The sequence below is a fragment of the Methylobacillus caricis genome (genome assembly GCF_020532705.1).
In the GTDB taxonomy this organism is placed as follows: domain Bacteria; phylum Pseudomonadota; class Gammaproteobacteria; order Burkholderiales; family Methylophilaceae; genus Methylobacillus; species Methylobacillus caricis.
Genome location: NZ_JAJAVD010000001.1, coordinates 756,045 through 778,256 on the forward strand (window position 1 = coordinate 756,045; position 22,212 = coordinate 778,256).

Below are 22,212 nucleotides of genomic sequence, written 5' to 3' on the forward strand. Positions count from 1 at the left end.
GTCTTGCTGTACTAGGTTCTCTAGATCGATTTCGCAAGTGCCGTTGCTTTGCCGATATAAGTGGCGGGTGTCAGCTCCAGCAGGGCTTGCTTGGCTTCTGCAGGAATTTTGAGGTCCTGAACAAAGGCGTGCAGTGATTCCTTGTTGATTCCACCCTTGCCACGTGTCAGCGCCTTCAGTTGCTCATATGGATTGGCAATTCCATAGCGACGCATCACGGTCTGGATTGGCTCTGCCAGTACCTCCCAGTTATTGTCCAGGTCTTCCAGCAGACGGGCAGGATTGACTTCCAGCTTGCCCAGGCCCTTGAGGCAGGAGTCATAACCGAGCAAGGCATAACCCAGTGCCACGCCCATATTGCGCAATACGGTGGAGTCGGTCAGGTCACGCTGCCAGCGTGAAATTGGCAGTTTTTCGGCCAAGTGACGCAGCACAGCATTGGCCAGGCCCAGGTTGCCTTCGGAATTCTCGAAGTCGATCGGGTTGACCTTGTGCGGCATGGTGGAAGAACCGACTTCGCCTTCCTTTACCTTCTGCTTGAAATAGCCCTGGGAGATATAACCCCAGATATCGCGGTCTATATCGATCAGGATGGTGTTGATACGGGCAATCGCATCGTAGATCTCGGCCATGTAGTCATGCGGTTCGATCTGGATGGTGTAGGGGTTGTAAGCCAGGCCCAGGCTGGTGACAAACTTCTGCGCAAAGTTTTCCCAGTCGAAATCAGGATAAGCCGAGAGATGGGCGTTGAAGTTGCCCACTGCACCGTTGATCTTGCCCAGGATTTCGTTCTTGGCGAGTTGTTCACGTTGGCGGCGCAAGCGATAGACTACATTGGCCAGCTCTTTGCCCACGGTGGTGGGAGAAGCTGTTTGACCATGGGTACGGGAGAGCATGGGCACATCTGCCAGCTCATGAGCCAGATCTGCCAGGCGTGCAATGATGGTGTCCACGGCAGGCAGGATTACATTGTCGCGCGCATTTTTCAGCATCAGGCCGTGTGAGAGGTTGTTGATGTCCTCCGAGGTGCAGGCAAAGTGGATAAACTCGCTGACCGCACGGATTTCATGGTTGCCGTCAAAATGCTCCTTCAGCCAGTACTCAAGCGCCTTGACGTCATGGTTGGTCCTGGCTTCGATGGCCTTTACCTGTACGGCTTCAGCTTCACCAAAGGCGGCAATCACCTTGTCCAGTTCATTGATTGTTTCTGCACTGAATGGGGCAATTTCCTGTAATGCTGCCTCGGCAGACAAGGCTTTCAGCCACTCGACTTCTACCAGGGCACGGAAACGAATGAGCGCATATTCGCTGAAATAAGGGCGCAGGGGATCAAGCTTGGATTGATAACGGCCATCAAGGGGGGAAAGTGCGTTAAGAGGGGTAAGCTCCATCAATAAACCTTTTTGCGTGGTAAGAGTGCTGGCGATCCCGGGCTTAATTTCCATGGAGTAAATCCGGGACTCAAGGCGTCAAAAAAACGTAATTTTACCTGACATCTGCAATTGGCAAAATCAAGGATTTATGATTTGCACAAAATCTTGTGCATACGCGCCAAACATGTGCGCCTCAAGCCACCATTTGGCGCATAATGGACTGCAGTTTTGTGCGGTAGTTGCCGGTAGCAGCCGGGTCTGGGTATTTATTAAGTGCAGAGATCATGACCAAGCCTCTAGGTACAAGGTTCAGTTTGAGTTGCTCAATACCCCGCTTGTGGGCGGTGATCATGATGTTTTGCGCGCCGTCGCTCGCGAATGCAGCCGATGCACCAGCTTACCCGACCGTGGAGCAGAATCTGCAAGCAATGGATACGGACCATGATGGCCAAGTGACAGTGTATGAGTTGCGGGCTTACCTTGAAGCCAGGCATGGCAAGGATTATCAGCAAGAAGTCATGGATAGCCTGGAGGCTTCAGCCAAGGGTAAAAGTTGCGGCACTCCATTTGCCAGATCATTCTATTAACTATGGTAACAAGATTCATTCTCATAAATGCCTGTAATGACAGGCATATTCATTGCATGGCTCCTGTGTCTGGCGTTTTATAAGCCTGCTGCAAAGCTGTATAATTCAATCTTAAGGTGGTGTTGAAACATGGCGGTGAATGCATATCCACTATGCTCAGCCATAAATTGACCACAGCGGCTTTTTGCCCACCTACCGTAATCAAGAACTGATGGAAAACCATGCTAACTGCTTACCGAAATCATGTAGACGAGCGCGCTGCGCAAGGTCTGCCCCCACTCCCACTTGATGCAGAACAAACTGCCTCCCTGATTGAACTCTTGAAAAATCCACCTGCTGGGGAAGAGGCCTATTTGGTGAATTTACTGGAAAACCGCATTCCTGCCGGCGTGGACCAGGCAGCCTATGTCAAGGCAGCTTTTCTTTCTGACGTTGCCAAGGGCGTGGCTGTTTCCCCATTAGTCTCTTCACAAAGGGCTGTTGAATTGCTGGGCACCATGCTGGGCGGCTATAACGTACAGGCCCTGGTAGCCTTGCTTGATACGCCGCTGGCCGAGCATGTGGTCAAGGCACTGTCTCACACCATCCTTATGTTTGACGCGTTCCATGATGTTGCCGAGAAGATGAGGGCAGGCAATGCCTACGCCCGGCAGTTGATTGAATCATGGGCAGAGGGCGAGTGGTTTACCAACCGCCCTGTGTTGCCAGAGGAAATGCGCCTGGTAGTGTTCAAGGTGGAAGGTGAAACCAATACTGATGACTTGTCTCCTGCACAGGAAGCCTGGTCACGCCCCGATATTCCGCTGCACGCCAAGGCCATGCTGGTCAACAAGATGCCTGATGGCCTTGCCATGATAGAAATCCTGAAACAAAAGGGTCTGCCATTGGCCTACGTAGGTGATGTAGTTGGTACCGGCTCTTCGCGCAAGTCTGCGATCAATTCCGTGCAATGGCACATGGGTAGCGATATTCCTTTTATCCCCAACAAGCGTACTGGCGGTGTAGTCCTGGGGGGCAAGATTGCGCCGATTTTCTTCAATACTGCGGAAGACTCTGGTGCCTTACCTATCCAGTGTGATGTGAGTGCCATGAATACTGGTGACGTAATCATTGTGCGTCCTTATGAAGGCAAGGTGCTGAACGAGCAGGGAATCGAGATTTCCAGCTTTACGCTGGCACCTTTGACCATGCCGGATGAAGTCCGTGCCGGGGGCCGTATTCCGCTGATCGTAGGGCGCGGGCTGACAACCAATGCCCGCCAGTTGCTGGGACTTGAGCCTTCCAGCCTGTTCATACATCCGATTGCTCCTGAAGATACTGGCAAGGGTTACACCTTGGCGCAAAAAATGGTGGGCCGTGCCTGTGGCTTGCCAGAAGGCAAGGGCGTGCGTCCCGGTACTTATTGCGAACCCAAGATCACCACCGTGGGTTCACAAGACACTACTGGCGCCATGACACGCGATGAATTAAAAGAATTGGCATGTCTCGGATTCTCATCAGACCTGGTCATGCAGAGTTTCTGTCATACCGCAGCCTATCCCAAGCCAGTGGATATCAAGCTTCAGCACTCGTTGCCAGAATTCATTTCCAGCCGCGGCGGCGTCAGCCTGCGTCCTGGTGATGGTGTGATCCACTCCTGGCTCAACCGCCTGATCCTGCCGGATACCGTGGGTACCGGTGGCGATTCGCATACACGTTTCCCGATCGGCATTTCCTTCCCGGCCGGTTCCGGCCTGGTGGCGTTTGCCGCCGCGATGGGCGCGATGCCGCTGGATATGCCTGAGTCCGTACTGGTGCGCTTCAAGGGCGAAATGCAGCCCGGGATTACCTTGCGTGACCTGGTTAACGCCATTCCTTACGCAGCCATTCAGAAGGGTGAGCTGACTGTAGGCAAGCAGGGCAAGAAGAATATCTTCAATGGCCGCATTCTCGAAATTGAAGGTTTGCCTGACCTCAAGGTAGAACAGGCATTTGAGTTTGCCGATGCTTCTGCCGAGCGTTCCGCCAATGGATGTACCGTGCACCTCAACAAGGAACCGGTGATTGAATTCCTCAAGTCCAATATCGTGTTGATGCAGAACATGATAGACAATGGCTATGAGGATGCACGCACCTTGCAACGCCGCATCGAATCCATGGAAGCTTGGCTGGCTGATCCCCAGTTGCTGCAGCCGGATGCTGATGCCGAATATGCCTATGTGCTGGAAATTGACCTGAATGAAGTGAAGGAACCATTGGTGGCTTGCCCCAATGATCCTGACGACATCAAGCCATTGTCAGCCGTGGTGGGTGACAAGATAGATGAAGTTTTCATTGGTAGCTGCATGACCAATATCGGTCATTATCGTGCTGCGGCCAAGGTGCTGGAAGGTGCTGGCGGTATCCCTACACGCCTGTGGATTGCCCCACCAACCCGCATGGATGAAAGCCAATTGCGTGACGAAGGTGTTTATTCCGTGTTCGGGGTTGCGGGAGCACGTACCGAAATACCGGGCTGCTCCTTGTGCATGGGCAACCAAGCGCGGGTGGCAGACAAGGCGACCGTGTTCTCTACCAGTACACGTAACTTTGACAACCGCATGGGCAAGGATGCTCGTGTCTACCTCGGTTCTGCCGAGCTGGCAGCCGTGTGTGCCCGTTTGGGGCGTATGCCTAGCCCAGCTGAGTACCTGGATACGGTAGGAGACAAACTCACCAAGAATTCAGAAAATATCTACAAATACCTGAATTTTGACCAGATGCCAGAGTATGCCAGGAAGGTCATCCCGATCGCCGAGGTGGCAAGCTGACCTGGCGTTGCCGAGGGTATGAAACAAATAAGCCGCTTCATGCGGCTTATTTGTTTTTGGACGGACAACAATTTATGAGACCGCCCCTGGGTTAATTTTCGGTGGCTACCGGATCATGGAATGGCAGATAGAAAAAAGTCCGGAATGTATCCGGACCTGTGTTGGCTGCGAACTGTGAATAAAGCGGAAAAGGCGGGTTATGCAGCGGTACGCCTGCGCATGAATCCCAGCAACCCCAGCCCAGCCAGGAACATGGCATAGGCCGTTGGTTCAGGCACGGCGGCAATCGCCGAGAACTGCGAGGGATTATCCCAGCTCATGGTCAGCGTGTGCGAGGCATCGACCGATGTGCCATTGATGGCCGTGGCTTCCACCGCCACCCATACATATACGACCTCGCCCGGGGCATAGCCGCCCAGGTTCAAGCTGCCCGACACGGTCTGGTATGTGCCATCGTCGTAATAGTCCTTGCCGATGCCGCCATGCCAATAGTCGAGTATCGTATAACGGCCGGTCTGCTCTGAAAACGCCAGTTCTCCTACGGTCCCCGCACTCAGAAAGGCAACGCGGGATAATTCATCGTCGGAACCGGAGGGGAGGCTGTCCTTGAAGACGAGAATGTCTGCCTCAACACGGCCATCCGCCTCACCGGAAAACGAGATATTCAGGATGTTGCTGCCGTGGGACAAGACATCGAACGCCTGGAATGCATGTATCCAGACCCATCTGTAAGCATCGTCATTGGCAGCTGTCTTGACCTTGAGCGTGGGCAGGCTGCTGGGTCCACTGAGCGCAGCGGATGCTGCAGTGCCGCTACTGTTAGGGGTAAAGCTACCTTCATTGACGGCGCTGGCACTGATGCCGATGCCGCCATCACTATAGTAGTCCCCTCCTAGCTGCGCTGTAAAAACTTCTATGTTGGTTCCAGACACGGCGGCATGGGCGTTTTCCGCCAGGCCGACTGCGGCGAGCATGGCCATCATGGGTAGATAATATAGCCGGCGATATGGCTTGGCAGGGGTATTACCAGCATCTTTGAACAACATGATCCTCTCCTTTTATAGTAGTCATGGCGTTGGATGAAAGTCTGGTGCAACTGCCTGGATTATTGACTAAATCCGGGACGAATGAAATAGCAAAAAATGCTGATTGTGATATTGATAACAGAATGATTTGAAAACTGATTTTTGGTCTGGCATAGATCATTATGTACGGCGTAATAACCAACGGGCATTGCACCTGCGAACATGATGAACATGTTGTTTAAAGATATGTATGTTTCCATTTTGTATGACATCTCTGAATGAAAGTGGAAAGCTGTTGTCAATTCACTTTATTCGCGTCATGTCTCTCTATAAAAAGCACGTCAAGGAGGCTGAAAATGAAATACGTGGTTTTCTTGCTTATGTCGTTAGTATTGCTGCCAGCATCAGCGACAGAGTTGCCGAAACCGCCTGTCACGGTCGAGTATATCTCGCCGGAAAAATTCACGGATGTTTCCAGCATTGATCACGGCCCGCCCAATAGCAGTTATCTCGACCAGCTCAGCAAGCATGTAATGAAAAAGGCAGCGACTTACCTATCACAAGGCGAGCAGCTGACAATCTCTATCACGGATATTGATATGGCAGGCGGCTTTGAACCGTGGAGGACCCCTGGTAATGATATTCGCATGATTCGCCATATTTACCCGCCGCGTATCGAGCTTGCTTACCAGTTGTACGATGCTGGCGGCGAGCTGCTGAAAGAGGGTAAAGAACGCCTGATCAACCTTAATTATCAGCTTAATATGCTACCTGCCAGCACTGATACCATGCGCCACGAAAAAGCCTTGATGGATGATTGGCTGGCCAAGTTGTTTGCAGATGGCCAGGCTGTAAAAAAATGATCAGGGGGTTTTGAATTTTCACCACGAGGTTGAGGGCCTGTGCGGCTTGTGACAGGTTGGCTGGCCCTGCAAGGCCGACCAAGATCGCTGAATGAGTCAGTTCTATATAAATGAAGAGGTCACATGAAGGCAAATGTAGGTGGTTTGGATCGTGTACTGCGCGCTGGATGGGCGGTCTTTTTCCAAAGGCCAGTGTGGGCATATATCAGGGCATTGCCACCGTTAACCGGCTTGTTGTGCCGGTGCTCAGCATATACCCTGCTGGGTGTGCGGACTTGCAATAGCAGGGTGAAATGATGGTCGACTGGACACATGCAACCCCGTTGAGTTCGCTGGCAGGTGGGGTGTTGATTGGCTTGGCTGCAGCGCTGCTGTTGGTTATGAACGGGCGAATTGCTGGCATCAGCGGCATTCTGGGAGGCCTGCTCAAGGCGTCATGGTCGGACAGCGCCTGGCGCATCTGCTTTCTGACCGGCCTGGTTGCTTCTCCATGGCTGTATTCGTTCTGGGCGCCCTTGCCAGGGATGGTAGCCACTAGCGATATAAACCTGTTAGTAGTAGCTGGCCTCTTGGTGGGTCTGGGAACACGCCTGGGATCGGGATGTACCAGCGGTCATGGGGTTTGCGGTATCGCCAGGCTTTCGCCACGGTCTATCGTGGCAACGTTGATCTTTATGCTTGCAGCGATGGCGACGGTCTATATCCGTCACCGGTTATGAGGAGGCACGCATGCACTTCATTACAGCATTGCTAGCAGGCCTCTTGTTTGGACTGGGACTGATCGTCTCCGGGATGACCAATCCACAGAAGGTACTCGCCTTTCTGGATATAACAGACCAATGGGATCCTTCCCTGGCATTTGTCATGCTGGGTGCCATCCCGGTCATGGCATTGGCTTACAGGCTGATGGGAACACGTCGTCACACTTGCTTGCAGCAGGAAATACATATTCCATCCAACCGGCAGCTTGATGCAAAGTTGGTAGCAGGTGCGGTCATATTTGGCATAGGCTGGGGGCTGGTCGGCTATTGTCCTGGTCCAGCGTTGGCAAGCCTATTGACTGGGCATGGCAGTCCTGTTGTATTCTCGCTGGCGATGGTGGCCGGCATGCTGCTCTATAGGCTATTGTCCCGCTTTATGGACTGATGGCCATGGATGGTAATCCTTTTGGTATTGGGCTCGCATCGCCTTTTATCGCAGCTGCGGCAGCGGAATGCTATATGGGCGGCATTTCACCAAACGCCTGTCTGCATCATCACTGAAGAAAAGCTTCGCGGTGGTGGTGCTATGGAGTGTGCAATCTCGTAACACTCATCCAGGCCTGTCACGCCTGGATGGATTGGCTTAATGCTGGTTGTTGCCGGAATGTGCCATGATGCGGTCTATCCAGGCAATGGAAACCGCAGAGGCAATGAAGGCCATATGGATGACCGTTTGCCAGATCAGTGTCTTGTCATCAAGGTTTTCCACATTGATGAATGTTTTCAACAGGTGAATTGAAGAGATGCCGATGATGGACATTGCCAGCTTGACCTTGAGCAGGTTGGCATTTACATGTGAAAGCCAGTCTGGTTCATCGGGATGGCCATTCAGGTTGAGGCGGGAAACGAAGGTTTCATAACCGCCAATAATGACCATGATCAGCAAGTTGGAAATCATCACTACGTCAATCAGGCCCAGCACCATCAGCATGATGTCTGCTTCATGCAATTGTGGCAGTCTTTCAATCAGATGAAAGAGTTCTTTCATGAAGTGAATGACATAAACGATTTGGGCAATGATCAGCCCCAGGTAAAGCGGGAGTTGTAGCCAGCGGCTACCAAACAAGATGGCGCTGAGAGGGCCCATTTTGCTGCTGGGTTGTTGTTGCATGTGTACTTCCTTTCTTGCTAAACGATCAAATTTAAATTCAGTTGATGATATTCGCTGGTGGCTAGTCAGGGAATTTGGTGTTCCATACGAAAACTTGCTCCCTGATCCTGCCCAAGTTTTGCCACGAGAACAGGCAAAGTTTCTTTCAGGGTGGCAGGAAGATTCCAGGGAGGATTGACAATAAAGAGGCCACTACCGTGCATGCCGAACCCTTCAGGAGAGGGTGTATGCACGGTAAGGCTGACGTTTAGCCAGCTTTTGAGTTGCAGTTTGGCTAATTTATCCTGCATTTGTTGCGCCTCAGGGCGTTGCAGCAGCGGATACCAGATTATGTAGGTGCCGGTTGCAAACCTTACCAGGCTGTCCTTGAGCGCATCTACAACACGCTGGTAATCACGTTTTTCTTCATAAGGCGGATCAATCAGCACCACGGCGCGGCGTGGTGGGGGCGGTAGCATGGCCTTGAGGCCAGCGAAGCCATCTTCCTGTTCTACCATGACTTTGCGCCCCGCGGATTTGAAATGTTGACGCAGTAGCTTTGCATCGTTGGGATGCAGCTCAAACAGGCGCATACGATCATCAGACCGCAGCAAATCTTGCGCCACGCTAGGGGAACCAGGGTAATACCGTAGGTCTGGACTGCGGTTGTGCTGCTTGATTTGTGCGACAAATTCAGCCAGCGCTGATGGCAGGTTTGGTTCATCCCAAAGCCGGGCTATCCCTTCTGAAAATTCGGCATTTTGCGTGGCATAGCCTTTATCCAATGCATACATGCCAGCACCAGCATGGGTATCGATATACCAGTATGGCTTATCTTTCTGGCTAGCATAGGAAAGCACCTGGGACAGCACAAAATGCTTGAGGACATCGGCATGGTTGCCGGCATGAAAGGCGTGGCGATAACTGAGCATGTGGACCAACTGACAATAAGTGCCGACATTATAAATGCCTGGACAGTTGAATTTATGAATTTTCACTTGAAATTACCAATACTTGGCTGGGTTATGAGACTTTTCGCACAAGATTGACTGATATTTAGGTATCCAGCTTTTTAATTGTATGTAGGCCTGCTAGCATTACAACCCTATGGGAACCCATCATCACGATCATAATCATTCTCACGGCAAGTCAAGTTCATTGCTGCTGCCCTTGCTGCTTGTTGCCGGATTTGCCATTGTTGAGGCAGTGGGGGGCTGGTGGACCGGCTCGCTGGCGCTATTGGGGGATGCTGGGCATATGGTGTCGGATGCCCTGGCATTGTCACTTGCCTGGATAGGCAGTTGGGTTGCACGCAAGCCAGCCACGCATAGGCATAACTTTGGCTTGGTCAGGGCAGAGGTGATTGTGGCCTTGGTCAATGCTTTGCTCATGCTGGCAGTGATTGCAGGCATCGTTTACGAGGCAGCGCAGCGCCTGCATACACCACAGCCAGTGCAGGGTGCTGAAGTGATGTTGATTGCCTTTATTGGCATGCTGGTGAATATAGCGGTGGCCTGGATGCTGCACAAGGGTCATAGCAGCCTCAATAGCAGGGCTGCATTGCTGCATGTGTTGGGCGACCTGCTGGGGTCGGTGGCGGCGATCGCAGCAGGTGCTGTGATCTACTTCACTGGCTGGATGCCAATTGACCCATTGCTCTCGATATTTATTTCGCTGCTGATCCTGGTTTCCACGGTCAGGTTACTGCGGGAAGTGCTACATGTACTGATGGAGGGGGTGCCTCATCATATTGATATGAATGCGGTGCAGCAGGCATTGACGGCGACACAGAATGTCCGTGAAATACATCACCTGCATATCTGGTCCCTGTCTTCCGAAAAAACGGCACTTTCGGCTCACGTGGTGCTTGATGACATGCAGGACTGGCATCCTCTGCTCAGCAATCTCAAGCATATGCTGCACGAGCGCTTCAATATTGAGCATGTGACCCTGCAGCCGGAAACCACCGAGGCATTGCATAGCGGTTCAGCCAATTGCTGGCTGACCCAGAGACCAGCACAGGATCATGACCATCATGATCACGATCATCACACGCATTGATGAGGCCTTGCTGCACAGGCAGCAAGCATGACTGAAACTTAAGGAGAACGATATGCCATACGTGAATATCAAAGTGGCTGGCGCCTTGACCCGCGAGCAGAAAGCCAAGATTGCCGAGGAAATTACCGATACCCTGGAGCGCATTGCCAAGAAGCCCAAGTCTTATACCTACATTACCTTTGATGAAGTGTCAGGGGAAAACTGGGCCGTGGCGGGTGAGTTGCTGGATAGTGATTGATTCCCAGCCTGTCTGTTGATGCCTGATTGTTTATTTTTTGACCGTGGATGCGGTCAATGATGTCTATGTTCGACCCCAAGCCGATACTGAAAAACCTGCCTAACCTGCCTGGTGTTTATCGCATGATCAATGCCCAGGATGAGGTGATATATGTGGGCAAGGCACGCGACCTCAAGAAGCGGGTGTCCTCCTATTTCCAGAAGAACCTGCCTTCGCCGCGCACGCGCATGATGGTCTCCAACATTGTGCGTATAGAAACCACAGTGACCCGTTCAGAGGCCGAAGCACTGTTGCTTGAGAACAACCTGATCAAGAGCTTCATGCCGAGGTATAACGTGTTGTTCCGGGATGACAAGTCCTATCCCTACATTACCCTGACGGGTGACGAGTTTCCGCGCCTGGCCTTTCATCGTGGAGCGCAGCGCAAGGGCAACAGCTATTTTGGGCCATTCCCCAATGCGGTGGCGGTGCGTGAAAGCATACAGTTATTGCAGAAGGTCTTCCGCCTGCGTACTTGCGAGAATACGGTCTTTGCCAATCGTTCCCGTCCCTGCCTGTTGCACCAGATCGAACGCTGCACGGCACCCTGTGTTGGCTTTATCACGGAAGAGGATTATCGGCGTGATGTCATGCATGCGAGCCTGTTCCTGCAAGGCAAGGAACAGCAGGTCATGGATGAGCTGGGTATGAAAATGGGTGAGGCAGCAGAAAAGCAGGAATACGAGCAGGCGGCTGTTTACCGCGATCGCATCCAGAGCTTGCGCCAGGTACAAGCCCGGCAATTCGTCAATGATTTCAATGTGTCAGATGCTGACGTGATTGCCTGTGCAGAATTGCAGGGCCATTGGTGTGTCAACCTGGTGATGATACGAGGCGGCCATCACCTGGGGGATAAGAGCTTTTTCCCAAAGAATGCCGACGGGGCCGATATGGAAACGATGGTGGAGGCTTTTCTTGAGCAGCATTACATGGCAAGTGCCATTCCACCGCTTTTGATTATTGGGGTGGCGATTGAGACCGAGGCCCTGGAGGAAGTGTTCAGCGAACAGGCAGGCAGAAAGGTCCGCATCAATACCAATCCCATAGGGGATAAGCGGGTCTGGCTGAAAATGGCCCAGACCAATGCCGACCTTGCCCTGCAGCAACGCTCTGCGCAGCAGGCCAATCAGCAGGCGCGGCTGGTTTCCCTGCGTGAAGCCTTGATGCTTGCGGATACTACTGAGCGCATAGAATGTTTTGATATCAGCCATACCATGGGCGAGGCAACCGTGGCTTCCTGTGTGGTGTTTGATAAGGGTAATATGCAGAACTCCGAGTATCGCCGTTACAATATCACCGGCATTACCCCCGGGGATGACTATGCTGCGATGCGGGATGTCCTGACCAGGCGCTACAAGAAAGTGGCGGCGGGAGAAGGCAAGCGGCCAGACCTGGTTTTTATCGATGGCGGTAAAGGCCAGCTTGGCGTGGCAGTGGAAGTGATGCATGAAGTTGGTTTGCCAGATATCCAGCTGGTAGGCATTGCCAAAGGCGAGGAACGTAAAGCGGGATTGGAGCAGATGTTCTTTCCCGAACGGGAAACCCCGATCGGTTTGCCCAAGGATCATCCCGGATTGCATTTGTTGCAGCAGATCCGCGATGAGGCACACCGCTTTGCCATTACCGGCCATCGTGCCAAGCGAGGCAAGGCGCGCATGCATTCCAGCCTGGAAGATATCAGTGGTATAGGTGCCAAGCGCCGCAAAAGCCTGCTGGTGCGTTTTGGTGGGCTTGATGGCGTCAAGAATGCCAGTATTGATGAAATTGCCCAGGTTGATGGCATCAGCCTGGCATTGGCACAGAAAATTTACGAGGAGTTGCACTGATGTTCTGGAATGTTCCCAATACGCTCACCGTGATGCGTATCTTATCTATCCCGGTGTTTGTCGGGATATTCTACTTTCCGGAAAGCACCTTGCCCCTGCATGACAAGAATGTGCTGGCGACTTTCATTTTCGCCTTTGCGGCGATTACCGACTGGTTTGACGGCTACCTGGCACGTGTGCTGAACCAGACTTCTGCATTCGGTGCCTTTCTTGATCCCGTGGCTGACAAGTTGATGGTGGCGGCGGCATTGATCCTGTTGATTGAACTGGATCGTGTCGGTGCCGTTGTCGCCCTCATCATCATCGGTCGCGAGATTGCCATTAGCGCATTGCGTGAGTGGATGGCCGGTGTCGGGGAAAAGGGCAGCGTTGCCGTCGCCTATATCGGCAAGATCAAGACGGCTGCACAGATGGCTGCCATTCTCTTTCTGCTGTATAACGATCCGCTTGGCCCCATGGATGTAAGATTTTTGGGGGATGTGTTAATTTATATCGCGGCATTTTTGACATTGCTGTCAATGGCTTATTATCTCAAGGCTGCATGGCCGCGCATGAAAGCCGGTTGAGGCGCCTGAATTAGGCTTGACACGGGTCTGAAAATCCTTAAAATGGCGCCTTCTTTCGATGCGGGAATAGCTCAGTTGGTAGAGCGCAACCTTGCCAAGGTTGAGGTCGCGAGTTCGAGACTCGTTTCCCGCTCCAGATTTAAAAAAGGAAAGCATAGCTAAGGCTTTCCTTTTTTTATCAGGCACATACGTGGTCTGATATTGGTTATGGCGCGATAGCAAAGCGGTTATGCCGCGGCCTGCAAAGCCGTTTAGGCCGGTTCGACTCCGGCTCGCGCCTCCAGGTAAAATGGTTTGCTGTAAAGCAGTGCGGGAATAGCTCAGTTGGTAGAGCGCAACCTTGCCAAGGTTGAGGTCGCGAGTTCGAGACTCGTTTCCCGCTCCAGATTTAAAAAGGGAAAGCATCATTGCTTTCCCTTTTTTGTTGCCTGTCCTCATGCGATTGCCTGCATTGGCCCACCTGTTTTTTTGATTTCCCGCTTTAGGCAAAGTCTTTCATAATGGTGTGTCTTCAAGTCATAAAGGAATTGGAATGTCCTACTCCTTCAAGCTGATTGATACGCCTGTGGGCCAGTTAAAGCTGGTCGCTGGTACATCAGGCTTGGCAGGCGTCCTGTGGGTGCCTGACAAGGCAGGCAGGGTTAGGTTGGATCCCCTCAGGGAGGATAGGGACAATCCTGTATTGATTGACGCCCAGGGGCAGTTGCAAGCCTACTTCGCAGGTAAGCGCACCGGTTTTGAGTTGAGCCTGGAGTTTAATGGCACCCCTTTCCAGAAAATGGTCTGGCATGCCTTACTCACCATTCCTTACGGTGAAACGCGGACGTATCGGGATATTGCAATCCAGATTGGTCATCCTGCCGCAATGCGTGCAGTAGGGGCTGCGAACGGGCGTAACCCTATCTCCATCATAGCGCCATGCCATCGCGTGATTGGCGCTTCTGGAGCCTTAACTGGTTTTGCCGGCGGATTGCAGGTCAAGCAGCAGTTATTGTCGCTGGAGGGATGGCGGTCTGGTTTGAAGCATTTGCCAAATCCTGAACCCGACCGGTTCCAGCCCGCTTTATTCAGTGATTGACAGGCGATGCTCAATCCATTGCCGTGTTGCGGCTTCCGGGATCGGTGTTGAGTATATATAGCCTTGCACCATAGTCCCGCCAATTTCCCTGATGACCGCCATTTCCTCCGGGGTTTCGACACCTTCAATGATGCAATCCAGCTCCATGTCCCGACTGAGCGCCAGCAGGGATTTGACAATCTTGAGGCTGGCCGGATTTCTCTCAATGTTGGTGACAAAGCTGCGGTCTATCTTGATCTTGCTCAGGGATAAGGCATGCAGTTGGCTGAGGCTTGAGTAGCCTGTGCCGAAGTCATCCAGCGTAATACCGCAGCCTAGCTGCCTGATCTGGTCTGTGGCCCATCTTACTTGCTCTATATCGTGCATTACGGCAGTCTCGGTAATTTCCAGATCCAGGCGGCGAGAATCAAAGCCGGCCTGGGCTATGATTTTTACGATGCGCTGTACGATGTCGGGCGAGCTGAGATCATGCGTCGATAGGTTAAAGGATAAGCGGATATGGTCAGGCCATTTTGCAGCAGCAGCGAGTGCTTTTGCCAGCAGTATGCGGGTTTGCTGGTTGATGATGCCGGTGCGTTCTGCCACCGGAATGAACTGTGCAGGAGATACTGATCCGAGTACTGGACTTTTCCAGCGTGCGAGGGCTTCAAAAGCCACGATCTGTTGAGTTTTGATATTGATGATAGGCTGAAAATACACCTCCAGCTCCTGATCAAAATCTGCTTTTCGCAATGCCTGTTCAATCTTGGCATCAAGATGGATCTTGTTGCTATGACTGGTGGAAAACACGCTGACCATGCTGCGGTTGGTACGTTTTCCGTGATAAAGCGCATAGTCGGCATGCTCAAACAAATCGGTGGCATTGGCAGCCATGTCGGGGTAGGTGACCAAGCCCATGGAAGCTGCAATCTGGATAGTGGTGTCTCCAATCAGGAAGGGCTGGCGCAAAGCCTCGCACAGGATGGTACCGAAGGCCAATAATTGCTTGTCATCCCTTGCATGCATGATAATCAGCGCAAACTCGTCGCCTCCAAGCCGTGCCAGGTGCGTATCTTCATCGCACAAGTTCTGCAGGCGCTGGCCTGCCGCAAACAGTAATTTATCCCCCACGCTATGGCCATAGAGGTCATTAACCGGCTTGAAGCCATCCAGATCCAGTATCCCTACGGCAAAACGACTGCCTTCATTTTGTGCCTTCTGGCAGCATGCATGGAGTTGGGTAAAGAATTTACGCCGATTGGGCAGCATGGTCAGGCTATCAATATTGGCCAGACGCAGGTTTTCGTTACTGAGCGTCTCGGCATGCACCTGAGCGTCTACAAGCCGTGTGAAGTCGCGATAATAGACATGCAGGATCATCAGCATAATGGATGAGACCAGCCCGACATTCAGCGCGGTTGCAATAAATGTTGGTTTTCCGGTGGACGCAAAGAAGATGACGAAACTGATATTCACAACGGCCGCCGTGGTGAGTGCCGCGGGCCGCAGGTGCATCAGGCAGAAAATACAGCCAATGACGGTGATTCCCATATAGAAGGCAACATGGGATTGGGCATAAGCATCGCCGTAAGGAAACAGCATGATGGCCCAGATGGTAAAACTCAGTGATATAGGGCCTGCAATCAGGTTGGTGCGATTAAGTGCCCGCCTGGTGGATTCAATACTGGGTTCAATATTGCGGGTGCGTAACCAGAACGAAAAGCGTATGGCGCAAACCACTGTCAGGGCGATTGGGTAATCCAGGGTAAGCCAGCGAGGAGCACTGGATATGTGTGTGGCACTTAATATCCAGCTGTTGATCAACAAGATGACATACATCAATGGCAGTTGTTTGGAGAAGGCTTTATATTGCGCCTTGAGTAGCTGGGGCTTGTCCGTTTCAATGGAAAAGCTCCGGCGCAGGTTATTCAAGAATTCCGCATTCCATGCCATTCTGATCCCCATCAATACTCGCATTTATGATTTTTATTTATTTGCAGCGTTATTATTTAAGGACATTATTGACTAATAACGCATGAACAGTAAATGGTTTATATGATGTAGCAACTGAATAGCTTGAATAGCTAGTTGGCGTGGAAAAGCCTGGTATTTATAGCGCTGGAAACCGGAGGCTGGAGAAAGTGATTCCTGCACTATTCATGGGAGTTCGGGGAATTGTGAGCTGGCCAAGGAGAAATGGCAAGGATAGGTGTTATGTCGCAGATAATGGCTTGATCACGATGTGCGGCAATCTCATGATCTTGTCTATTGCCAGCCTGGCAAGTGCCCATGCACGTTCTTCACGCATGAGGGCTTTTTCATGCTCGGTATAGGGCAGAAACTGGCCGCCAAAAGTCAGGGAATGCCGCACAGAGGCATTCTCGTTCATATAAGCTCTGACTACATCTTTCACACGGTCTTCGCGGCTCAGGTATAACGAGGGCATTACCATTCCTTCCTATCTATATTGCCAAGCATCCCTATTTATCTTACATGGCCTTGCTCAGCCCGCGCTAGGACTTTTGTCATACTTTACCGTGCAGAGAACTGGATATGACGGAAGCGGTGAGATTCGAACCCACGATCCCTGACAAATTGTCGGTCAATTCTGACATGACAGTCAGAGAGGCCCTGCTGTTAGCGATCTGTATTGGCGATTATTATTTTATCGATTGTATTGACGATAGATAATAGGAGGTCTTCATGCAATTGATCAATCGGATTCTGCTATTGCTAGTTCTTATCCTTCCAGTACCGGTCTGGGCGGAAGACACTGAGTCCTTGATGAATTATGCAGATGACTCGGCGACCACTGGCAAGGTGAAGGCAGCTTTGGCTAAGGATACGACGCTGAGCGCGCTGGATATCAAGGTGAAGTCGGATGATCTGGGAGCAGTGCATCTGAGCGGTACTGCCAGATCGCAGGCTGAAGTCAGCCAGGCAGGGATAGTGGCAAAAAGCGTAAGTGGGGTGGTTTCCGTACAAAATGATATCGTGGTTGATGTATCGGATTCGGTTAAAACCAGGTGATATTCCTTACCTTTAAAGCGGTGCTGGTACAGGCTCCGGGTGGGATATAATGAAGTCGTTAGTGCAGTGAATAAGGTAGTAAGCCTGCTTGCAGGCCGATGAGCCGTCATTGACCCAGTGTGACTCTGCCGATATGGATTGGGCGCACTAACACCTTATAAAAAAACAGGCCATGCAAAATGCATGGCCTGTTTTGTTTTGGCTGTTGCCTATTGCTGCAGGGCGACCGGTGTTCCTGCTCCAACGGGCTGTTGCCAGCTGCCGCCCAGGGCACGAATCAGGTTGACCGTGGCGCGCGCACGTTCTCCATCCAGTTGCAGGGTCACGCGTTTTTGAAGAAGCAAAGTGCGGTCTGCATCTATCACTTCCAGGTAACTCACCAAGCCCTCGCGGTAACGGCTTTGGGCAAGGTTGCTGGCCCGTAATGAAGATGTGACGGCGCTATCCTGCACTTCGGATTGGTTATCCAGGATGCGCAGGCTGGCAAGATTGTCCTCGACCTCGCCGAACGCATTGAGCACGGTCTGGCGGTATCTGGCCACATCTTCTTCATAGGCTGCCCGTGCGCGTTCCAGGCCGGCTTCACGGCGGCCGCCGTCAAAGATGGGCATGGAGAGCATGGTGCCGATCAAGGGGCCGAGCAGGAATGTGCGGTTGGACCACTCGAACAGGCTGCCCAGTTCGGAGGATTCATAGCCAAGCGCGCCGGTGATGTTGAGGCGCGGAAAGTAAGCTGCCTTGGCTACGCCAATGCGTGCGTTGGCCGCAGCCATGGCACGTTCGGCTGCCGCAATGTCCGGCCTGCGTTCCAGCAGGGATGACGGCAATCCAGGCGCCACGCTGATGCTGATACGCTGCAGCGGGTTGGCCGCCAGGCTGAATTCCGAGGGTGATTTGCCCAGCAGGATAGCCAGTGCATGTTCAGCCATGGCACGACGGCGGGACACGCCCAGTTCCTCAGACTGCGCGGCCGCCAGCTCGGTCTTGGCGCGGGCCAGTTCCAGTTCGCTAATGTCGCCTGCATCATAGCGGTGCTGCGTCAATTGCACAGTCTGCTCGCGCAGCTTTACCGTGTTCTGGTAGATCTCCCGCTCGGCATCCAGTTCGCGGATCGTGAAGTATTGCTGTGCCACGTCGGCCTGCAATGAGAGCTGCACCGAGCGCAGCAGCGCGGCGCTCTGCTCGGCATCAGCCTGGGCAGCGTTCACCAACGAGGAGACACGGCCGAACAGGTCAGCCTCATAGGCTACCTGGGCCTGGGCGCGCCACAGGGTTTGTTCGCTGCCGTTCTCGGTGCGCTGGGCATCCGGCGATACACGCTGGTGGCCAGGGCTTATTCCGCCGCTGATCTGCGGATAGCGTGCGGAACGCTCATCCTTGAACAACGCACGTGATTGCGCAAGCCTTGCTGCCGCAGCCTGCAGGTTCTGGTTGGCGGTTAGCGCCTGGTCCTCCAGGTTGTCCAATGTGGCATCGTTGAATACCTGCCACCATTGGCCGCGGTGGTCTGTTTCGGCCGGTTCTGCCGTTTTCCACTGGCTGGCCTGCTCGCCGGCCTGGGGGGCGCTGGCCTCCTTGAATTGCGTGGGCACTGCCACGCTGGGTTTATCATATACCGGCGCTACCGAGCACGCTGCCAGCAGTAGCGTAGCGGTGAGCAGGGACAATGTCTTGATTGGTTTCATGATGTTATTCCTATATCAAATGGCTGGCAGTCGAGCCGGATACATGAGGCTTATGCTCGGTGGCTGAATGCAATGGGTGGCCACCACTCAGTGTGCGCAGCAGTACATAGAACACAGGGGTCAGGAACAGGCCGAACAGGGTCACGCCCAACATGCCGAAGAAGACGGCGATACCCATGGCATAACGCATCTCTGACCCCGCACCGCTGGAGGTAACCAGCGGCACCACACCCATGATGAAGGCGATGGAGGTCATGAGGATAGGGCGCAAACGCAAGCGGCTGGCTTCGATGGCCGCCTTGACGATGCTGCTGCCTTGCAGCTCCAGCTCACGGGCAAACTCCACGATCAGGATGGCATTCTTCGCCGACAGGCCGACCAGCACCATGAGGCCGATCTGGGTGAAGATGTTGTTGTCGCCCTTGGTCAGCCATACGCCCGTGAGTGCCGCCAATATGCTCATGGGCACGATCAGGATCACGGCCAGCGGCAGGGTCAGGCTCTCATACAGCGCCGCCAGCACCAGGAACACCAGCAGCACGCTGATCGGGAATACCCAGATGCCTGCATTGCCTGCGATGATTTGCTGGTAGGTCAGATCTGTCCACTCAAACTTGATGCCAGGCGGCAAAGTCTTGGCGGCAATCTTTTCTACCACGGCCTGGGCTTGTCCTGACGAATAACCGGGTGCAGGCCCGCCATTGATGTCAGCTGCGGTATAGCCGTTGTAACGCACGACCATTTCCGGGCCGTAAGTTGGCGTCACCTTGACCAGGGAGGACAGCGGCACCATGTCGCCCGCATTGTTTCGGGTTTTCAGTTGCAGGATGTCCTCCGCCCTGGCACGGTAAGGCGCATCGGCTTGTGCACGCACCTGGAATACACGACCAAAACGGTTGAAGTCATTGACATACAGGGAGCCCAGATAGATCTGCATGGTGTCGAACACTTCCGTCACCGGTACCCCTAGCTGTTTTGCCTTGGCACGGTCCAGGTCCACATTCAGCTGAGGCACATTGATCTGGTAATTGGTGAACATGGGGCCAAGTTCCGGTGCCTTGGAAGCCTCGGCGATAAAGGCATTCACTGCACTGTCCAGCTCGGCATAACCCAGTGCGCCCCTATCTTCAATCTGCAACTTGAAGCCACCTATGGTGCCCAGGCCCATGACGGGAGGTGGCGGGAACACGGCGATATAGGCATCCTGTATCTGGCCGAATTTCTCATTCAGGGATTGCGCAATCGCGGCGGCGGATAGTTCCTTGCCTTTGCGTTCATTGAACGGCTTCAGCGGGGTGAATACGATGCCTGCACTGGAGCTGTTGGTAAAGCCGTTGATGGAAAGGCCGGGGAAGGCTACCGCGTTTTCCACGCCTGGCTGCTGCAGCGCGATTTCGCTCATGCGGCGGATGACTTCTTCCGTACGCTCCAGTGATGCGCCACTAGGCAGTTGGGCAAAGCCCACCAGGTACTGCTTATCTTGCGCCGGTACAAAGCCACCGGGTACGATGAGCGAAATACCCACGGTCAATCCCAGCAATACTGCATACACCCCCATGGCCGAAGCCTTGCGGTTGATGATGCCTTTGACGCCCTGGCCGTATTTGTCGGAGGCCCTGCTGAACAGCTTGTTGAACCCGGCAAAGAAGCCACCTAACCAGCGATCCATGAAACGTGTCAGCCAGTCCTTCTTGTCATGATGACCCTTGAGCAGCAAAGCGGATAGCGCTGGCGACAAGGTGAGTGAGTTGAAAGCCGAGATCACGGTGGAAATGGCGATGGTCATGGCAAACTGCTTGTAGAACTGGCCGGTGAGGCCGGTCATGAAGGCCAGAGGTACAAACACGGCAATCAGGGTCAGCGCAATGGCGATGATCGGGCCACTGACTTCACGCATGGCCTGGTAGGTGGCATCGCGCGGGCTGAGGCCAGCGGCAATGTTACGTTCTACGTTTTCCACCACCACAATGGCATCATCCACCACGATCCCAATCGCCAGCACCATGCCGAACAGAGACAGGGCATTGATCGAGTAGCCAAATGCCAGCATCAAGGAGAAAGTGCCGATGATGGACACAGGCACTGCCAGCAAGGGGATGATGGAAGCGCGCCAGGTTTGCAGGAACAGAATAACGACCAGCACGACCAGCGCAATCGCTTCCAGCAATGTGGTGACCACAGCATGGATGCTGGAACGTACAAACTGCGTGGGGTCGTAGACAATATGATATTCAATAGACTCGGGGAAATCGGTAGCCAGCTCTTCCATGGCTGCACGTACTGCATCTGAAATTGCCAGCGCATTGGCACCTGGTGCCTGAAAGATTGGGATGGCCACAGCGGGTTTGTTATCCAGCAATGAACGCAGGCCGTATTCAGAGGCTGCCAGTTCGATACGGGCGACGTCTGAGAGGTGAGTGATAGCACCATCGGACGAGGTTTTGAGAATAATGGAGGCAAATTCTTCCTCAGTTTTAAGACGGCCTTGCGCATTGACTGAAAGTTGCAGCGGCACGCTCTTGGCATTGGGCGAGGCGCCGATCACGCCAGCAGCAACTTGCACGTTCTGCTCGCGAATGGCCTGTACCACATCAGATGCGGTCATGCCGCGTTGCGCCACTTTCTGCGGATCGAGCCAGACGCGCATGGCGTAGTTGCCAGAACCGAACAGGCCGACTTCGCCCACCCCTTGTATGCGCGCCAGCCTATCCTTGACGTTGATCACGGCATAGTTGCGCAGATAAGTCATGTCATAGCGGTTGTCCGGCGATGCCAGGTGGACCACCATGGTCAGCGTCGGCGAGCTTTTCAGCGTGGTCAGCCCCAGGCGCTGCACGTCTGGCGGCAGCCGTGGCAGGGCCTGGTTGACGCGGTTCTGCACCAGTTGCTGCGCCTTGTCCGGGTCCACGCCCAGCTTGAAGTTGACAGTGATGGTGAGGTTGCCGTCACTGTTGGCTTGCGACTGCATGTAGATCATGTCTTCCACGCCGTTGATGGATTCCTCCAGCGGCGAGGCCACGGTTTCTGCAATCACCTTGGGGTTGGCGCCGGGGTATTGCGCACGGACCACCACTGAGGGCGGCACTACTTCGGGATATTCCGAGATGGGCAGCTGGAACATGGCCAAAGCGCCACCCAGCAGGATCAACATGGATAGCACACCCGCAAAGATCGGGCGGTCTATGAAAAATTTTGAGATATTCATTTTAAGTTCTCCCTGAC

The 22,212-nt window shown here is 53.3% G+C and carries 21 protein-coding genes and 3 tRNA genes; 15 read left to right on the forward strand and 9 right to left on the reverse strand.

All coding sequences use genetic code 11. The features are described 5' to 3' along the window. Positions 1–20: 20 nt before the first annotated feature. Together purB and LG200_RS03645 are read right to left on the reverse strand one after the other, a co-directional pair. Positions 21–1,391 (reverse strand): adenylosuccinate lyase, encoded by a 1,371-nt coding sequence (gene purB / locus LG200_RS03640; RefSeq protein WP_226757292.1) that lies wholly within the window; start codon positions 1,389–1,391, stop codon positions 21–23. Between the two features lie 175 nt (positions 1,392–1,566). Next, positions 1,567–1,725 (reverse strand): hypothetical protein, encoded by a 159-nt coding sequence (locus tag LG200_RS03645; RefSeq protein WP_226756236.1) that lies wholly within the window; start codon positions 1,723–1,725, stop codon positions 1,567–1,569. On the opposite strand from LG200_RS03645, the gene LG200_RS03650 reads away from it, so the two are divergent. Next, positions 1,724–1,960, forward strand: a complete 237-nt coding sequence (locus LG200_RS03650) for an EF-hand domain-containing protein (protein WP_226756237.1) — start codon at positions 1,724–1,726, stop codon at positions 1,958–1,960. The genes LG200_RS03645 and LG200_RS03650 overlap by 2 nt on opposite strands. 221 nt (positions 1,961–2,181) lie before the next feature. Next, positions 2,182–4,749: a bifunctional aconitate hydratase 2/2-methylisocitrate dehydratase gene (acnB, locus tag LG200_RS03655; protein WP_226756238.1), complete on the forward strand. Its 2,568-nt coding sequence runs from the start codon at positions 2,182–2,184 to the stop codon at positions 4,747–4,749. A gap of 197 nt (positions 4,750–4,946) precedes the next feature. Here acnB and LG200_RS03660 read toward each other — a convergent pair whose 3' ends face one another. Then, on the reverse strand, positions 4,947–5,795 hold the full coding sequence (locus LG200_RS03660; RefSeq protein WP_226756239.1) for a PEP-CTERM sorting domain-containing protein: 849 nt from the start codon (positions 5,793–5,795) through the stop codon (positions 4,947–4,949). A 335-nt stretch (positions 5,796–6,130) separates the two neighbouring features. On the opposite strand from LG200_RS03660, the gene LG200_RS03665 reads away from it, so the two are divergent. The 4 genes from LG200_RS03665 (at position 6,131) to LG200_RS03680 (ending at position 7,783) form a co-directional block, all read left to right on the forward strand. After that, positions 6,131–6,637, forward strand: coding sequence for a DUF3016 domain-containing protein (locus LG200_RS03665; RefSeq protein ID WP_226756240.1), 507 nt, complete (start codon positions 6,131–6,133; stop codon positions 6,635–6,637). Positions 6,638–6,760: 123 nt separating this feature from the next. Further along, positions 6,761–6,934 (forward strand): YgaP family membrane protein, encoded by a 174-nt coding sequence (locus tag LG200_RS03670; protein WP_226756241.1) that lies wholly within the window; start codon positions 6,761–6,763, stop codon positions 6,932–6,934. Then, positions 6,934–7,356 (forward strand): YeeE/YedE family protein, encoded by a 423-nt coding sequence (locus LG200_RS03675; RefSeq protein WP_226757293.1) that lies wholly within the window; start codon positions 6,934–6,936, stop codon positions 7,354–7,356. The genes LG200_RS03670 and LG200_RS03675 overlap by 1 nt, the downstream gene beginning before the upstream one ends. A gap of 10 nt (positions 7,357–7,366) precedes the next feature. Next, positions 7,367–7,783: a YeeE/YedE family protein gene (locus LG200_RS03680; protein WP_226756242.1), complete on the forward strand. Its 417-nt coding sequence runs from the start codon at positions 7,367–7,369 to the stop codon at positions 7,781–7,783. 198 nt (positions 7,784–7,981) lie between these two features. Here LG200_RS03680 and LG200_RS03685 read toward each other — a convergent pair whose 3' ends face one another. Then, on the reverse strand, positions 7,982–8,509 hold the full coding sequence (locus LG200_RS03685) for a TIGR00645 family protein (RefSeq protein WP_226756243.1): 528 nt from the start codon (positions 8,507–8,509) through the stop codon (positions 7,982–7,984). A 65-nt stretch (positions 8,510–8,574) separates the two neighbouring features. Beyond that, entirely contained in the window at positions 8,575–9,420 is an 846-nt protein-coding gene (locus LG200_RS03690) for a 23S rRNA (adenine(2030)-N(6))-methyltransferase RlmJ (protein WP_226757294.1), read from the reverse strand. A gap of 175 nt (positions 9,421–9,595) precedes the next feature. Between LG200_RS03690 and LG200_RS03695 the strand changes: the two genes are divergently transcribed. The 8 genes from LG200_RS03695 to LG200_RS03735 all read left to right on the forward strand — a co-directional run bounded on the left by LG200_RS03695 (position 9,596) and on the right by LG200_RS03735 (position 14,296). Further along, positions 9,596–10,549, forward strand: coding sequence for a cation diffusion facilitator family transporter (locus tag LG200_RS03695; RefSeq protein ID WP_226756244.1), 954 nt, complete (start codon positions 9,596–9,598; stop codon positions 10,547–10,549). A 52-nt stretch (positions 10,550–10,601) separates the two neighbouring features. Continuing rightward, positions 10,602–10,787, forward strand: a complete 186-nt coding sequence (locus tag LG200_RS03700) for a tautomerase family protein (protein ID WP_226756245.1) — start codon at positions 10,602–10,604, stop codon at positions 10,785–10,787. A gap of 65 nt (positions 10,788–10,852) precedes the next feature. Then, entirely contained in the window at positions 10,853–12,652 is a 1,800-nt protein-coding gene (gene uvrC, locus LG200_RS03705; RefSeq protein WP_226757295.1) for an excinuclease ABC subunit UvrC, read from the forward strand. Continuing rightward, positions 12,652–13,218 (forward strand): CDP-diacylglycerol--glycerol-3-phosphate 3-phosphatidyltransferase, encoded by a 567-nt coding sequence (gene pgsA / locus LG200_RS03710; protein ID WP_226756246.1) that lies wholly within the window; start codon positions 12,652–12,654, stop codon positions 13,216–13,218. Before uvrC ends, pgsA begins: the two co-directional genes overlap by 1 nt. Before the next feature lie 60 nt (positions 13,219–13,278). Continuing rightward, positions 13,279–13,354: transfer RNA gene (locus tag LG200_RS03715), tRNA-Gly, on the forward strand. 73 nt (positions 13,355–13,427) lie between these two features. Further along, positions 13,428–13,501, forward strand: a tRNA-Cys gene (locus LG200_RS03720). 26 nt (positions 13,502–13,527) lie between these two features. After that, positions 13,528–13,603, forward strand: a tRNA-Gly gene (locus LG200_RS03725). 147 nt (positions 13,604–13,750) lie between these two features. After that, positions 13,751–14,296 carry a methylated-DNA--[protein]-cysteine S-methyltransferase gene (locus LG200_RS03735; RefSeq protein ID WP_264193802.1) on the forward strand — a complete coding sequence of 182 codons (546 nt, stop codon included), beginning with the start codon at positions 13,751–13,753 and terminating at the stop codon, positions 14,294–14,296. Here the strand turns inward: LG200_RS03735 and LG200_RS03740 are convergent. Both LG200_RS03740 and LG200_RS03745 read right to left on the reverse strand, forming a co-directional pair. Next, positions 14,282–16,228 (reverse strand): putative bifunctional diguanylate cyclase/phosphodiesterase, encoded by a 1,947-nt coding sequence (locus LG200_RS03740; protein ID WP_226756247.1) that lies wholly within the window; start codon positions 16,226–16,228, stop codon positions 14,282–14,284. The genes LG200_RS03735 and LG200_RS03740 overlap by 15 nt on opposite strands. Positions 16,229–16,487: 259 nt before the next feature. Further along, positions 16,488–16,721, reverse strand: coding sequence for a hypothetical protein (locus LG200_RS03745; protein ID WP_226756248.1), 234 nt, complete (start codon positions 16,719–16,721; stop codon positions 16,488–16,490). Between the two features lie 257 nt (positions 16,722–16,978). On the opposite strand from LG200_RS03745, the gene LG200_RS03750 reads away from it, so the two are divergent. Next, positions 16,979–17,305, forward strand: coding sequence for a BON domain-containing protein (locus LG200_RS03750; protein WP_226756249.1), 327 nt, complete (start codon positions 16,979–16,981; stop codon positions 17,303–17,305). Positions 17,306–17,514: 209 nt separating this feature from the next. Here LG200_RS03750 and LG200_RS03755 read toward each other — a convergent pair whose 3' ends face one another. Continuing rightward, positions 17,515–18,990 carry an efflux transporter outer membrane subunit gene (locus LG200_RS03755; protein WP_226756250.1) on the reverse strand — a complete coding sequence of 492 codons (1,476 nt, stop codon included), beginning with the start codon at positions 18,988–18,990 and terminating at the stop codon, positions 17,515–17,517. A 10-nt stretch (positions 18,991–19,000) separates the two neighbouring features. After that, the gene (locus LG200_RS03760; protein WP_226756251.1) at positions 19,001–22,195 is read right to left on the reverse strand and encodes an efflux RND transporter permease subunit; all 3,195 of its coding nucleotides are present in this window, start codon (positions 22,193–22,195) and stop codon (positions 19,001–19,003) included. Between the last annotated feature and the right edge of the window lie 17 nt (positions 22,196–22,212).